Source organism: Pleomorphomonas carboxyditropha (assembly GCF_002770725.1).
Classification (GTDB): domain Bacteria; phylum Pseudomonadota; class Alphaproteobacteria; order Rhizobiales; family Pleomorphomonadaceae; genus Pleomorphomonas; species Pleomorphomonas carboxyditropha.
Window position 1 is genome coordinate 89,126 of sequence record NZ_NQVN01000003.1, and the last position, 14,477, is coordinate 103,602.

A 14,477-nucleotide genomic window follows, 5' to 3' on the forward strand; every position below is an offset into this window, starting at 1 on the left:
GGCCCGGCAACGATGGCCGGCGCCCTGGAGAGTCCGTCGCGCGACGGGCTCGTGACCTTCCTGCCGCACCGCCTCAACCGCCACCCGGTGGTCGTGCGCGGGCTCACGGCCGACGAGCTGTGGGTCTGCGCCGGGCTGTCCGGCGCGGCCGGTCTCGTGGCCGGCGTACCGCTGGCCTGGCTGACGCACAGCATCGCGATGGTGCCCACGCTGATCGTCGCCGGCATCGGTGTCGGTGTCTTCGTGGGCGGCGGCCTGCTGCGGCGGTGGAAGCGCGGCCGGCCCGACACCTGGCTGTACCGCCAGCTCCAGTGGCGCCTCGCGCTGCGCTACCCCGCGCTGGCTGCGCATGCGGGCGGGGGCCAGCTCATCACCCGGTCGGGCTGGTGGTCCACGCGGCGCCTGCGGCCCGATCCGTCCCTGCGTCGAGGTAGACCATGAGCCGATTCAAGAACGAGGTCGCGCACCTGCAGGCGCATGTGAAGACCTTGCGCCTGGCTGGCGCCGCACTGTTCGTCGTGGCGCTGCTGCTCGGCTTCGGCTGGTGGAGCGCACCCAAGAGCCTGACCATCCACGTGCCACCCGACCTGCGCTCGGGCAGCACGCGCAAGTGGTGGGACGTGCCGCCGGAGAGCGTCTACGCCTTCACCTTCTACATTTGGCAGCAGGCCCAGCGCTGGCCGACCAATGGCGAGCAGGACTACCCGCGCAACCTGCATGCACTGTCTGCGTACTTCACGCCGAGCTGCCGTGCCTTCCTGCAGCAGGACTACGAATTCCGGCGCAGCAACGGCGAGCTACGCCAGCGCGTGCGCGGCATCTACGAGATTCCCGGCCGCGGCTACGGCGACGAGCCGGCCATGCGCGTGCGCACCGTGTCGGCCAACAACTGGATCGTCACGCTGGACGTGAGCGCCGACGAGTACCTGGGCGCCGAGCAGGTCAAGCGCGCGCTCGTGCGCTATGCACTCAAGGTTGTGCGCATGGACGTGGACCCCGAGCGCAACCCCTTCGGCCTGGCGCTGGACTGCCATGCACGCGCGCCGGAGCGCATCGAGACCCCGCCGCCTGCGGCGCCGCCCGGCCGGGCCGCAAGCGCCGGCTCCAACTTGCAGGGAGACACCCCATGAAGTCCCTCGGGAAGCGTTCATCTGCGGCGGCCCTGGCTGGCCTGCTGCTGTGCCTGGCCTTCGTGCCTGCGGCCCATGCCGTCGAAATCCTGCGCTGGGAGCGCCTGCCGCTGGCGGTGCCGCTGGTGGTCGGCCAGGAGCGCGTGGTGTTCATCGAGCGCAACGTGCGCATCGGTGTGCCGCCCACGGTTGGCGAGCAGTTGCGCGTGCAGAGCGCTGGTGGCGCGATCTACCTGCGCGCGAGCGCGCCGATCCCGCCCACACGGCTGCAACTGCAGGACGTGGAGTCGGGCGCGCTGATCCTGCTGGACATCGCGGCCGAGCCGGCGAAGGCGGGCCAGCCTGCACTCGAACCCGTGCGCATCGTCGAAGGCGACGTGCCGGCGACGCGCTACGGCGAGCCGGCCAAGCCGGCGGACGACGATGCGGAGCGCACCGTACCCGCAGCGAAGCGCGCCACGCCGGTGGCGGTTGTGCTCACGCGCTATGCGGCGCAGAACCTCTACGCGCCGCTGCGCACCGTGGAGCCCGTTCCCGGCCTCGGCCGCGTCAATCTGCGCCGTGGGCTGGAGCTTTCCACCTTGCTGCCCACACTGCCGGTGCGTGCGCAGGCGCTGGCCGCTTGGCGGCTCGAAGACCAGTGGGTGACGGCGGTGAAGCTCACCAACGCCTCCGGGCGCTGGCTCGACCTCGATCCCCGCGCGCTGCAGGGCGACTTTCTCGCCGCGACCTTCCAGCACCCGAATCTGGCGCCGGCCGGCCGCGCCGCCGACACCACGGTGGTCTACCTCGTGACCCGTGGCCACGGCCTGGCCGAGTCGCTGCTGCCCAAGCTCTCACCGATCGACGCGACGGTGAACCTGCCGCCGGCCGCGGCGGCCGGCCAGGCCGAAGGAGGTGCCCGCCATGAAAAGTAACCCCCTCCTGAAGTGGCTGCTGATCCCGATGGCGCTGGTGCTGCTGTTCGTCGGCATCAAGATGTTCTCCGGGGATCGCGGCGCCAAGCCCGTTCCGGCCGGCAGCGCCAACTCGCTCACGCCCGAAGAGATGAAGGCGCTGGGCATCGAGGGCGACACGCCGCGCGATACCGTTGCCACACTGGTGGCCCAGGTCAAGCAGTTGCGCAACGAGCTGCAGACGGCGCTCAACGACAACAAGAACCAGAAGAGCGAGAACGAGCGTATGCGCGCGCGGGAAAGCGCGATCGACCAGCGCATCCAGTCCGCGCTGGATGGTGAACGCGGCCGCCTGCAGCAGTACCGCGAGCAGTTGGCCGGCGACCGCCAGCAGACCCAGGGCCTGCTGCAAGACCTGCAGCGGCGCCTGGATGGGCTTTCCGGCAAGGGCGGCCAGGCCGATCTGCCGGTCGGGCTCGGCCTGGAGGACGGCGACGGCAAGGGCTTCAGCGGCAGCCAGGGCGGCGCCGCGCGCAGCACCAGCGGCACGCGCTGGGTGGAACCGGACGATGCGAAGCCTTCGGCGAAGAACGGCAGCAGCGGCGGCCTGAACTTTCCGACCAGCTTCGGGCCGGCGCAGAAGACGCTTTCCGACACGGCCGACAACGTGGCCAGCACCGTCGCGGATGCAGGCAGCCGCGCCGTGGGCACGTCGTCCAAGCCGGTCTACACGGTGCCGTCGAACTCGACGCTGATGGGCTCCATCGCGATGACCGCGCTGATCGGCCGCGTGCCGATCGACGGCACGGTCAACGACCCGTACCCCTTCAAGGTGCTGATCGGCCCGGACAACCTCACCGCCAACGGCATCGACATTCCCGACGTGGCGGGCGCGGTGGTCAGCGGCACGGCCTCGGGCGACTGGACGCTTTCCTGCGTGCGCGGCCAGATTCGCTCGGTGACGTTCGTCTTCAACGACGGCACGGTGCGCACGATGCCGGAGGACGGCAACCGCAACCAGAGCGGCGGCGGCCAGGGCAATGGTGCAAACAGCACGACGCAAGGCGGCCTGGGCTGGATCAGCGATCCCTACGGCATCCCCTGCGTCAGCGGCGAACGGCGCAGCAACGCGCAGCAGTACCTGGGTTCGCAAGCCCTCATCACCGCGGCCGGCGCCGGCGCCGCTTCACTGATCAAGTCGGACAACGGCAGCGTGGCCGTGGTCGCTAACAGCAACGGCTCGCTTGGCACGGTAGGCATCAGCGGCAACGAGGCGATGGGCCGCATCCTGGCCGGGGGCGTCCGCGACATGGCCGATTGGGTCAACAAGCTTTACGGCCAAGCCTTCGCCGCCGTCTACGTGCGGCCCGGCGCCAAGGTCGCGGTGCATCTGGAGCAGCCGCTCAACATCGACTACGACGCCAAGGGGCGCCGGGTCAATCAACGCATCGGAGGCAAGCATGCGTCGGATTTGGATTGAATCGGCCGCGATCCTGTGCGCGGTCCTGGTGCTGGGCGGCTGCGCCACCAGCAAGGACAAGTTGCTGCCGCACGGCGATCACACCATGCTCGACGTGTGGAATCAGGAGACGGGCGGCAGCGCCGGTGGTGGGCAGGCAGCGCGGCAACTGCTCGATGCACGCCAGGACTTGCGCCGGCCGCTGACCGAGGCCGACGTGCAGGCGGTGCCCGCCGCCGCTGCCGCCTACACGCGCACCGCGGCCAACGAGATTTACCGCCAGTTCCGACGCCTGCCGAACCCGGACCTAGTGATGTACGTGTTCCCGCACCTGGCCGGCACCGACCCGGTGCCCGTGCCCGGCTACACCACCGTGTTCCCGCTCTACCAGCGCGTGCAGTACGCGATGCCTGGCGAGCGCCTGGAGGACTACTGATGGCTTGGTCGTTGCCCTGGGCACGCAAGGCCGTCACGCCCGCCGGCCCCGACCTGGATGCCGATGACGCCTGGTCGCAGCATGTCTCGACGCTGGCCGCGCACGGCATTCCCGAGCCCGGCAGCGCGATGGGCAGCCAGCCGCGCCCGCCGACCACCGAAGCGGACCTGCAGGCGCTCTACGGCGTGGCACCGTCCTTCGCCGACCTGTTGCCGTGGATGGAGTACCTGCCCGGCTCCAAGAGCATGTTGCTGGAAGACGGCCAGTCGGTTGCGGGCTTCTTCGAACTGGCCCCGGTCGGCACCGAAGGCCGTGAGATGGCCTGGCTGTGGCAGGCACGCGATGCACTGGAGAACGCGCTGCAGGACTCGTTCGACGAACTCGACGAGAACCCGTGGGTCGTGCAGCTCTACGCCCAGGACGAATCGACCTGGGACACCTACCTGCGCGGGCTGGCCGACTATGTGCGGCCGCGCGCCCAGGGCAGCGCCTTCACGGACTTCTACCTGCGTTTCTTTGGGCACCACCTGCGCGCCATTGCCAAGCCCGGCGGGCTGTTCGAGGACACCACGGTGACGCGGCTGCCGTGGCGCGGCCAGGTCCGGCGCGTGCGAATGGTGGTCTACCGGCGCGCGAACGCTACGACCGCATCGCGGCGCGGCCAGTCCCCCGAGCAGGCGTTGACGACGATCTGCGACCGGCTCGTGGGCGGCCTCGCCAACGCGGGCGTGAAATCCCGCCGCATGGAGGCGGCCGACATCCACGACTGGCTGCTGCGCTGGTTCAACCCGCACCCGACGCTGCTCGGCCCCAGCGCCGACGACCGCGAGCGCTTCTATGCGCTCACGCGCTACCCCGAGGCAGTCGAAGACGGCGAGATCGAGCTGGCTAGCGGAGACTTCGCGCAGCGCCTGTTCTTCGGCCAGCCGCGCTCGGACGTGGCGAACGGCACGTGGCTGCTCGACGGCATGCCGCACCGGATCATCGTGATGGACCGGTTGCGCATGCCGCCTGCGACCGGCCACGTCACCGGCGAAACGCGCAAGGGCGGCGATGCCGTCAACGCGCTGTTCGACCAGATGCCCGAGGACACGGTGATGTGCCTGACCGTCGTCGCGACGCCGCAGGACGTGCTCGAAGGGCACCTGAACCACCTGAGCAAGAAGTCGGTCGGCGAGACGCTGGCTTCGGAGCAGACGCGCCGCGACGTGCAGGAAGCGCGCGGGCTGATCGGCAGCGCGCACAAGCTCTACCGCGGTGCGCTTGCCTTCTATCTGCGCGGACGCGACCTCGCGCAGCTCGACGCCCGCGGCCTGCAACTGGTCAACGTCATGCTCAACGCCGGCCTGCAGCCGGTGCGCGAGGAAGACGAGGTGGCGCCGCTCAACAGCTACCTGCGCTGGCTCCCGTGCGTGTTCGATCCGGCCACCGACAAGCGCCAGTGGTACACGCAACTGATGTTCGCGCAGCACGCGGCGAACCTCGCGCCGGTGTGGGGCCGCAGCCAGGGCACCGGCAATCCGGGCATCACGTTCTTCAACCGCGGCGGCGGGCCGATCACCTTCGACCCGCTGAACCGGCTCGACCGGCAGATGAACGCTCACCTGTTCCTGTTCGGTCCCACCGGCTCGGGCAAAAGCGCCACGCTCAACAACATCCTGAACCAGGTGACGGCGATCTACCGGCCGCGGCTGTTCATCGTCGAGGCGGGCAACAGCTTCGGCCTGTTCGGCGACTTCGCGGCGCGGCTAGGCATGAAGGTGCATCGCGTTAAGCTGGCCCCCGGTGCCGGGGTGAGCCTCGCGCCGTTCGCCGACGCCCACCGGCTGGTGGAAACGCCCAGCCAGGTGCAGACGCTGGATGCCGACGCCCTGGACGAGGACCGCGACGAAGCGGCACAGGCAGCGGATGCCGACGAGCAGCGTGACGTGCTGGGGGAACTGGAAATCACCGCGCGGCTGATGATCACCGGCGGCGAGGACAAGGAAGAGGCGCGCATGACGCGCGCCGACCGCAGCCTGATCCGCCAGTGCATCCTCGATGCGGCCCAGCGTTGCGTGGCCAACCAGCGCACCGTCCTGACGCGCGACGTGCGCGATGCGCTGCGCGAGCGCGGCCGCGATACGGCACTACCCGAGGTGCGGCGCGCGCGGCTGCTGGAAATGGCCGACGCGATGGATATGTTCTGCCAGGGCGTGGACGGCGAGATGTTCGACCGGCCCGGCACGCCCTGGCCCGAGGCCGACATCACCATCGTCGATCTGGCGACCTTCGCACGCGAGGGCTACAACGCGCAGCTTTCCATCGCCTACATCAGCCTTATCAACACGGTCAACAACATCGCCGAGCGCGACCAGTTCCTCGGCCGGCCGATCATCAACGTGACGGACGAGGGGCACATCATCACCAAGAACCCGCTGCTTGCGCCCTACGTCGTCAAGATCACGAAGATGTGGCGCAAGCTCGGCGCCTGGTACTGGCTGGCGACGCAGAACATCGACGACCTGCCCAAGGCCGCCGAGCCCATGCTCAACATGATCGAGTGGTGGATCTGCCTCTCGATGCCGCCCGACGAGGTGGAGAAGATCGCGCGCTTTCGCGAGCTGAACGCGGCGCAGAAGGCGCTGATGCTGTCGGCCCGCAAGGAGGCCGGCAAGTTCAGCGAGGGCGTGATCCTTTCCAAGAGCATGGAAGTGCTATTCCGCGCGGTGCCGCCCAGCCTGTACCTGGCGCTGGCTCAGACCGAGCCGGAAGAGAAGGCCGAGCGTTTCCAGTTGATGCAGCAGTACGGCATCGGCGAACTGGACGCCGCTTTCAAGATCGCCGAGAAGATCGACCGCGCCCGCAGCATCGAGCCGCTGGTGCTCGATGCGCTGGCGTGACGGGGAGTCCACGATGCGCATCCCTCGCTTCGCGCCGTCCCGCACCGTCCTTGTCGTCGCGCTGCTGATGGCCGCGGCCCTGACAACGGCCGCATGGCTCGGCCTGCGGCCGCAGTCGCCGCCCGCCGAACCCGATTTTCCTTCGGCAGAAGCAACGCCTGCGCCGGCAACGGCACCAGCCGGCCCGCCCTGGCGCTATGGCCGCGCCGATGCGCGCTTCACGGTGGTCGAGTACGCCGACCTCGAATGCCCGTTCTGCCGCGCCTACTTCGCAGTGCTCAAGCGCTGGATCGACGCGCACCCGGACGTGAGCTGGCAATGGCATCACCTGCCGTTGCCGTTGCACGAGCCGGCCGCGTCTGCCGGTGCGCGCCTGGTGGAGTGCGTCGGCGAGGCCGGCGGCCAGGCCGCGTTCTGGCAGGCCGCCGAGTGGGTCTACACGCACACCCGCGGCGACGGTCAGGGCCTGCCCGAGGGCCTGCGCTATCCCGACCTCACGCCGGCCGCGCAGCAGTGCCTCGACAGCGACCGCCCCGATGCGCTGATCCGCGCACAGTCGGCGAGCGCGGCGCAGGAGGGCATCAAGGTCACGCCCACGCTGCGCCTGCAGGATCGCCAGTCCGGCAAGACGCTGCTGCTGCACGGCCCGGTCGAAGGAGATGCCTTGCTGTCCGCGATCGACCTGCTGGCGGCCAGTGCAGCGGCCGAGCCCGCATCGAAGGAAATGCCTGCCGAGTCTCTCGGAGACATGCCCAGGTAGCCACGATCTTCAAGGCTACGACGCGGCTTGGCCGTGCTGATCGACCCCGTTCGCTGCGCATCCCTGGACGCGAACAGCCACTGTGCATGCGGTGGCGGATGCCCGCTCTTCTGCCGCTTGTTCTTCATCGTCCCCGGAGGGTTTGTCCCTCCCGGGACAGGCGTCCTCCGACTTCATCCCGTGGAGGTTCGCCATGTCCTATGTCGTCGCCGACTCGCGTCCCGAGTCGCTCAGCCTGATCGCCGCCCAGCACGAAGACTGGATCATCCGCCAGGCCATCGCCTTGCTGGAACAACGCATCTTCAAGGCCGGCCCGATGCTGAACAGTCCCGCCGCCGTGCGCGACTACCTGCATCTGAAGCTGGTCGCGGAGCCCAACGAGGTCTTCGCCGTCGTGTTCCTCAACTCTCAGCACCAAGTCCTCGCCTACGAGCCGATGTTCAAGGGCACGGTCGATCAAACCTCGGTGTACCCGCGGGTGCTGGTGCAGCGCGCCCTGGCCCTCAACGCCTCGGCGGTCATCCTGGCCCACCAGCATCCATCTGGCATGACCGTGCCTTCGGCCGCCGATCAGGCGCTGACCGACCGGCTCAAAGCCGCCCTGGCGATAGTCGATGTCCGGGTGGTGGATTACTTCATCGTCGGCAAGGGCACGCCGTACTCCTTCGCCGAATCCGGCCTGCTGTAGCGCCGCTGACCGCCTGGTCCCCGCGGGAGCCTCGGCTGCCGCTTTTCTTTCGCCTGTCTGCCCAAAGCGGAGCGCGCGCGGTGCGCATTCCTTGTCGCGGTTGGACTGCCTTCGGCGTTCGACTAGAGCCTTGCTCTCATTCCCAGGACGCCCGCCATGACGGCTCCCTTCTTGAAACCCATCCCGCGGCTGCGGTGTACGCGCATCGCCTGCGCGGGAGGGCTGCTGCTGTGCCTGCTCGGCCAGGACGCATCCGCAGCCGACGTGCTGGTCGTGACCGACAGCCGCCATCCCGTGCAGTCCGCATCCGGCGCGCGCGTGATCGAGCTGGATCTGCCCGAGCGCATCGAGGCCGAACTGGCCGCGGGCCTGCCTGCCGATCCGGGCCGCGCGGCCGCGCTCGTGCAGCAACGCCTGCGCGATGGCAGCCAGGCACTACAGCGCCGCATCGGCAGCGCCTACCAGGGCGTCGCCGATGCCTGGGGCTTGGGGCTGGCCAAGGTGCCTGCCGTGGTGGTCGATCGCCGCTACGTGGTCTACGGCGAGCCCGATGTCGCGCGCGCCGTGGCACGCATCGAATCACATCGGAGGGCACAGCCATGAACCGCCTGCTGTCGGCGTCGTCGCGCCGGGCCCGCCTTGCCATCGCTTCGGTGCTGCTCGGCGGCGCCGCTTCGAGCTTCGCGCTGAACACGGCTACCATCGTGTCCTCGGCCCTGTCGCCCGACTGCCTGGAATATCGCGTCGTCGGCATCTGCTACTGGCTGTTCTGCACCTGGACGGGCTGCACGGTGCGCACCTCGGTGAAGGTGCGCCACTACATTCCCGACGCGGTGGTGTCGAGCTACAGCAACACCGGCGAGAACCCGTGGATCGAGGTGCGCGCCATGAGCATGCCCAATCCCACGGCGCAGGCCGGCGGCGACGGGACGACGAACCACGACAACGAGAACAACCTGGCGAAGTTCAAGAACGCCGACGTGATCGGGCATCCCGGCGGTTCGGTGTTCAGCCAGTTCGCCAGCGCGTCCGGCTACGCCTGCCAGGGCGCAGGCACGGCCTTCATGCCGTACCTGCTGAGCACCCTCGACACGCTGGCCTGGCGCTACAACGTCCCGGAGATGGTGTACCCCGAGGCGGTGATCCCCGGCATGCGCGAGATCGGCGGCCGCACGACGCTCAACCTGTGGGGCAACGTCTATCCGCGCGGCGGCTTCCTGCATCAGACCGACGACTACAAGAGCGGCGCCGTCGTCGCGCAGCGCGCGGGCGATGTCGTCACGCGGCGCATGCAGCCGCACGTCTACCAGCCGCTGCTCGCGAGTTCGAGCGACGGCTATTGGCCGGCCGGCGCCCTGGTGGAGAGCGATGCCTCCACCGGCAAGTGGCAGGAGCTGACGCCGACCCTCTCCAACTCCTGCGCCGTGTTCCCCCACTCCAACACGCGCGTGCAGGCCCAGCAAGGCGACTACGCCTGGGCGCTGTGGCGGCCCTATGCCTGCTGCCAGCGCCGCGGGCAGGTCTTCCTCGGCAGCGTCGATTTCCTCTGAGGTATTCCGATGAAAGCGTCTCTCTCCCGTTTCGCACAGCGCGCCAGGCCCTACGCGCTCAGCATCGCGCTCGCCTGCGCCGTCACGGCCGCAGCCGGCGTCGCGTGGGCGCAGACCCGCATCAGCCCCACCGGCGTCGGCGTGAGCGGCAGCGTCATCGGCGACGACGTGCTCTACAGCATCGGCGGCGGCCGGGCCGTGTCCATGGGCGGCGCCGGGAACATGCAGAGCATCGGCGTGGGCATCGGCTGGAACAGCAACCTGATCTGCGGAAACATGAGCATCACGACGACGCTGCAGAACCAGTTGAACGGCCTCACCAATGGCTTTCAGCAGATCATGTCCTCGGTGATCCAGAGCGCCACCAGCGCCGTGGCGTCGCTGCCGGCCCTGATCATCCAGCGCGCCGATCCGGGCCTCTACAACCTGCTGACCAACGGCGTGCTGCAGGCTCGGCTCGATTTCGACCGCAGCAAGTTGACGTGCAAGGCGATGGCCAACCGGATGGCGGACATGGCCGGCGGCCAGGCCGGGTGGGATCAGCTCGCCGAAGGTTTCGCGCTGCGCGATGCGGTGAGCAGCACCGATGCGGTGTCCGCCGTCGAGCAGGCCGAATCGAACAAGGGCAACAACGGCGTGCCCTGGGTGGGCGGCGGCAACGCGGGCGGCTCGGGCCAGGGTTCCATCAAGGTGGTCGGCGACGTGACCCGTGCCGGCTACAACCTGCTCAACAGCCGCGGCGTCAGCGACACCTCATCCATCCCGCGCGCGTCCTGCGGCAACCGGCTGACCTGCCAAACTTGGTCCTCGCCGCAGGCCGCAGCGGACTTCGCAACCCGCGTGCTCGGCGAGCGCGAGCAACGCACCTGCGAGACCTGCACCAAGACGCAGACCACGCCTGGCGTCGGCCTGACGCCGGTGATCCAGGAAGAGTACGAGACCAAGCTGCAGGCACTGCAGGGCCTCGTGACGGGCTCGACGCCGATGACGGTGGCAAACCTCGAAGCCGCCGGCAGCAACTCGCTGCCGATCACGCGCGGCGTGATCGAGGCGCTGCGCGACGAGCCCGATCAAGACCTGCTCGGCAAGCGCCTGGCGTCCGAAGCCGCGCTGTCGAGCGTGCTGGAGAAGGCCCTGCTGTTGCAGCGCACGCTGCTGACCGGCAAGAAGGAGCCGAACGTCGCCGCCAACGAGCTGGCCGTGAAGGCGGTCGATCAGGAGAACAACGCGCTGGAGCAGGAGATCAACAACCTCAAGACCGAGCTGGAGCTGCGGCGCACGCTGGCCGGCAATTCGGCGATGGCGATCGTGCAGCGCCACGGCACCCGCGCCGCGGGCTCGCGCGGCATCTTCGAGGGCGACACGACGCGCGACCGGCTCAAGGAAGTGCAGAAGCCGCGGAGCGGGCCATGACCAGCCGGGCCTGGCTGCGGCCGGCACGGCTGCTCGGCCGCCGCGTTGGCATCGTGCTGCTGTGGGTGCTGCTGGTGGCGGGCATCGCGGTCGGCGTGAACGTCGTCGGCCTCCACATCGTCGGCAGCATCGACGGCTGGGAGCAGTGGCTGCGCGAGCACTCGGGCCACTTCCTCGTCTGGCGGCTGCTGCTCTACGCGGCGACGGCCTACGGCTGGTGGTGGATGCGTCGGCGCCTGCGCGAACGCGAGCCATTGGCCGAGACCCATCAGCGCCTGCTGCGCGCCGAGATCGCGGCCGTCGCCACCCTCGTGCTGCTCGAAGGCAGCCAGCTACTGCGCAATGGCTGAGCCCTGGAGAACGCCATGACGCTCAACACAACGGACTACCTGGAGTATTACCTGACCCTGGTCGGGTGGATCGTCAGCAACGGCATCTGGAACATCCTCGTGGCCAGCGGCGTATTCGCGCTGCCCTTCGTGGTCATGGTGGTGCAGGAATGGCTGCGCGCGCGGGCCGAGGGTGCGGACGAGGGCAACAAGGGGGTGCTGTCATCGATGCGCATCGAGAACCGCGTGTGGGTGGCGATCGTCGTCATCCTGTTCGCCGGCATCCCCTTCATTCCGGTCGACCTCAGCACCATCAAGTTCGACACGACGCGCTCCGCGCAATGCCAGGTCAGCGTCCCGCAGCCCACCGACACGGGCTGGTCGAACGCCTACACCACGCTCAACAACCAGAGCGCGCTGGTGCCGGTGTGGTGGTTCTTCATGCACGCCATCTCGAAGGCGGTGACGGGCGGCGCGGTGGCGGCCATCCCCTGCGGAACGGATCTGCGTCAGATGCGCATGGACGTGGATGCCACGCGCATCGATGACCCGGTGCTGGCCCAGGAGGTCGGCGACTTCGTGCATGACTGCTACGGCCCCTCGCGCGCCAAGCTGTTCATGTCTCGGCCCACGCTCTCCGACGAGCAGATGAATGACGTGACCTGGATCGGTTCGAGCTACTTCCTGAACAACGCGGGCTTCTACGACACCTACCACTCGAACACGCCACGCACGGCCTGGCCCTACGACGCGACGCGCGATGCGGGGCTGGCCCAGGTGGATAGCGGCGGGGGCTACCCCACGTGCCGGCAGTGGTGGTCGGACGGCGGCAGCGGCCTGCGCGCGCGCCTGCTGGCCCAGGTCGATCCCGACCTGCTGACGCGCATCGGCCGCTGGGCGGGCTTCCTGTCGCAGAGCGAGGTGAACGACTCGGTGATCCGCGCCGTGGTCTCGCCGCGGCAGCAGAAGATGAACCAGGGCTCGGTCTACACCGACTACGGCGGCCAGATCGAGAAGACGCTGCCCAACGTCGTGACGCGCGGCGCCGGCGACCTGGGGCTGACCATGGGCTCGCTGGGCTTCTTTCCGGCGATGGACGTGGTACGCCAGGCGCTGCCGATGGTGCTGTCGCTGCTCAAGATGGCGCTGGTGATCTGCATCCCGCTGGTGCTGGTCTTCGGCACCTACGAGCTGAAGGCGCTGGTCGCGGTGAGCTGCGTGCAGTTCGCGCTGTTCTTCGTGGACTTCTGGTTCCAGCTCGCGCGCTGGCTGGACAGCACGATCCTCGACGCGCTCTACGGCTGGGGGTTCGGCGCGAACCGGCCGCACAGCAACTTCGATCCGCTGATCGGCCTGAACAACGCCTTCGGCGACATGCTGCTGAACTTCGTCATGGCGACGATGTTCATCGTGCTGCCTACCTTCTGGGTGGCTGCGCTGGGCTGGGTAGGCGTGCGCGCGGGAACGGCAATTCAAGGGCTGGCGGCAGGAACCAGGGATGCCCAAGCTGCTGGCGGCAGGGGTGCGGGTGTCGCTATGAAAGCAGCGAAGTAACGCCTCTAGGCTTGCTCGTCTTCTGGATCGTGGGGGTCGATCCGGTAATCGTCATGGGTGTAGAGGCCGTACCCGGCAGGGCCGTATCGCCATTCCGGCTTGTGTTCCTCGTCGTAGCTCCCATCGTCGTTGCGGACTACCCAGGCGCCGACCAGCGCGAACGCAAGCAGCAGTGCCAGCCAGAACGCGGTGTAGAGCAGGACACCGATCGCAGCGAGCTTGACGGCCAGCAGCGCGGCCTTGGCAATGCCAGGCGCCCATCCCTGCGCGAGCAGCCAGCCCTGCGCCCGCCGATCCAGACGCGCGCAGCCTCTCCACGCCCGGCCCAGTGTCCGGCCGAGGCGTTCTGCGAAGGTGGTCTGTGCGGCGGTCTTCATGGTGGCTACCTCATGTTCATCCTGTCGTGTGGCTGTGATCCCTGTCCGTGTCGCGATTGAAACCTGTGCTGTTCTTCAACCGCGGTCTAGTCCTTGTCTGCTGCGCGCCAGTCGGCCTGGCTTGCGGCCACCAGCGCCGCCCAATCGTCCGGCGGGTTGCCGCGTCCCAACATCTTCTCGAACACCGCATAGGGGTCGGACTTGCTGCCCGACGACCGCAAGGTCTGCTCGTCGTTGACCCAGGCGAACACGATCGCCTTGGCCTTGGAGTCGAAGCGGAAGAACAGCCGGAACCGCCTCCCGATCTTTGCGCGCCGCCAGTGCCGGTAGGCCGGCCCCAAGGTGTTGCCCTGGCGGAATTCGTCGCGCGCAGGATCGCTCGGCACGACATCCATGATCAACTGGCTCAACGCCCGGAACAGCTTGACGTTGGCGTTGCTCTCGAACCCCTGCGGGTCGTTCTGTTCGGCCCGTTCCGCGGCCGCGTGCAGCTTGCGCAACTGCTCGATCACGCCCTCGTGGAACAGGAGCGTCCAACCGTGCCGCTGCATCAGAGCGCCACTTCGCCTTCGATGTCTTCATCGAGGTTCACCGCGTGGTGCGCGTTGGCCAGCATGGCCCGCGCCAGATCGTCCGGCAGGGACTGGACGTGCCGCCCGGCCCGGATGTCCGCTTCCAGCAGCCCCAGGAAGGCGCCGATGGCCGGGTCTTCATGGTCGGCGTCGGCGCGGGTCACGACGACTTCGCCGCCGCGCAGGTCGAACGCCACCTTGCCGCCGGTGTCCACGCCCAGCGCTTGCCGGATGGACTTGGGCAGCGTGATCTGACCCTTGGAGGTCAGCGTCGCGACTTCGTGGATTTCGGGCATGGCGGCACTCCTGATGGCAATGCCTGGATGGTAAGGAAATTTCCTTACCTTGTCAATCTGGGTGTGCATGGTGCTCCGTCCGGTCGATGAAACGGCTCCATCGTAGGGGCGGCACAGCCAGCCTTCCCGCATCAA

Annotated in this window: 16 protein-coding genes; 13 read left to right on the plus strand and 3 right to left on the minus strand. The window is 68.6% G+C overall.

Annotated elements, in window-relative coordinates; translation table 11 throughout:
* Window positions 1-12: 12 nt before the first annotated feature.
* From CJ014_RS07575 to CJ014_RS07635, 13 genes are all read left to right on the plus strand, one after another.
* Window positions 13-441 carry a TIGR03750 family conjugal transfer protein gene (locus CJ014_RS07575; protein WP_003454784.1) on the plus strand — a complete coding sequence of 143 codons (429 nt, stop codon included), beginning with the start codon at window positions 13-15 and terminating at the stop codon, window positions 439-441.
* On the plus strand, window positions 438-1,130 hold the full coding sequence (locus CJ014_RS07580; protein WP_003454780.1) for a PFL_4703 family integrating conjugative element protein: 693 nt from the start codon (window positions 438-440) through the stop codon (window positions 1,128-1,130). The genes CJ014_RS07575 and CJ014_RS07580 overlap by 4 nt, the downstream gene beginning before the upstream one ends.
* A complete protein-coding gene (locus tag CJ014_RS07585; RefSeq protein ID WP_016451648.1) occupies window positions 1,127-2,047 on the plus strand; it encodes a TIGR03749 family integrating conjugative element protein in 921 nt (306 codons plus the stop codon). The genes CJ014_RS07580 and CJ014_RS07585 overlap by 4 nt, the downstream gene beginning before the upstream one ends.
* On the plus strand, window positions 2,037-3,506 hold the full coding sequence (locus tag CJ014_RS07590; RefSeq protein WP_016451649.1) for a TIGR03752 family integrating conjugative element protein: 1,470 nt from the start codon (window positions 2,037-2,039) through the stop codon (window positions 3,504-3,506). Before CJ014_RS07585 ends, CJ014_RS07590 begins: the two co-directional genes overlap by 11 nt.
* Window positions 3,487-3,921, plus strand: coding sequence for a TIGR03751 family conjugal transfer lipoprotein (locus CJ014_RS07595; protein ID WP_004265606.1), 435 nt, complete (start codon window positions 3,487-3,489; stop codon window positions 3,919-3,921). Before CJ014_RS07590 ends, CJ014_RS07595 begins: the two co-directional genes overlap by 20 nt.
* Window positions 3,921-6,803, plus strand: a complete 2,883-nt coding sequence (locus CJ014_RS07600; protein ID WP_016451650.1) for a conjugative transfer ATPase — start codon at window positions 3,921-3,923, stop codon at window positions 6,801-6,803. The genes CJ014_RS07595 and CJ014_RS07600 overlap by 1 nt, the downstream gene beginning before the upstream one ends.
* 13 nt (window positions 6,804-6,816) lie before the next feature.
* On the plus strand, window positions 6,817-7,563 hold the full coding sequence (locus CJ014_RS07605; protein WP_003454752.1) for a DsbA family protein: 747 nt from the start codon (window positions 6,817-6,819) through the stop codon (window positions 7,561-7,563).
* A gap of 193 nt (window positions 7,564-7,756) precedes the next feature.
* Entirely contained in the window at window positions 7,757-8,251 is a 495-nt protein-coding gene (locus tag CJ014_RS07610) for a JAB domain-containing protein (RefSeq protein ID WP_004265610.1), read from the plus strand.
* A 156-nt stretch (window positions 8,252-8,407) separates the two neighbouring features.
* A complete protein-coding gene (locus tag CJ014_RS07615; RefSeq protein WP_003454745.1) occupies window positions 8,408-8,854 on the plus strand; it encodes a TIGR03757 family integrating conjugative element protein in 447 nt (148 codons plus the stop codon).
* Window positions 8,851-9,801 (plus strand): TIGR03756 family integrating conjugative element protein, encoded by a 951-nt coding sequence (locus tag CJ014_RS07620; protein ID WP_003454742.1) that lies wholly within the window; start codon window positions 8,851-8,853, stop codon window positions 9,799-9,801. Before CJ014_RS07615 ends, CJ014_RS07620 begins: the two co-directional genes overlap by 4 nt.
* Window positions 9,802-9,810: 9 nt before the next feature.
* Window positions 9,811-11,214 (plus strand): integrating conjugative element protein, encoded by a 1,404-nt coding sequence (locus CJ014_RS07625; RefSeq protein ID WP_003454739.1) that lies wholly within the window; start codon window positions 9,811-9,813, stop codon window positions 11,212-11,214.
* Window positions 11,211-11,564 carry a hypothetical protein gene (locus CJ014_RS07630; protein WP_004265620.1) on the plus strand — a complete coding sequence of 118 codons (354 nt, stop codon included), beginning with the start codon at window positions 11,211-11,213 and terminating at the stop codon, window positions 11,562-11,564. The genes CJ014_RS07625 and CJ014_RS07630 overlap by 4 nt, the downstream gene beginning before the upstream one ends.
* A gap of 15 nt (window positions 11,565-11,579) precedes the next feature.
* A complete protein-coding gene (locus CJ014_RS07635) occupies window positions 11,580-13,097 on the plus strand; it encodes a conjugal transfer protein TraG N-terminal domain-containing protein (RefSeq protein WP_003454733.1) in 1,518 nt (505 codons plus the stop codon).
* 5 nt (window positions 13,098-13,102) lie between these two features.
* Here CJ014_RS07635 and CJ014_RS07640 read toward each other — a convergent pair whose 3' ends face one another.
* From CJ014_RS07640 to CJ014_RS07650, 3 genes are all read right to left on the minus strand, one after another.
* Window positions 13,103-13,474, minus strand: a complete 372-nt coding sequence (locus CJ014_RS07640) for a DUF3742 family protein (RefSeq protein ID WP_003454730.1) — start codon at window positions 13,472-13,474, stop codon at window positions 13,103-13,105.
* 86 nt (window positions 13,475-13,560) lie between these two features.
* Complete coding sequence (locus tag CJ014_RS07645; RefSeq protein ID WP_003454727.1) at window positions 13,561-14,025, minus strand: type II toxin-antitoxin system YhaV family toxin; 465 nt, start codon at window positions 14,023-14,025, stop codon at window positions 13,561-13,563.
* Window positions 14,025-14,342: a type II toxin-antitoxin system PrlF family antitoxin gene (locus CJ014_RS07650; RefSeq protein WP_003454724.1), complete on the minus strand. Its 318-nt coding sequence runs from the start codon at window positions 14,340-14,342 to the stop codon at window positions 14,025-14,027. The genes CJ014_RS07645 and CJ014_RS07650 overlap by 1 nt, the downstream gene beginning before the upstream one ends.
* Window positions 14,343-14,477 lie beyond the last annotated feature (135 nt).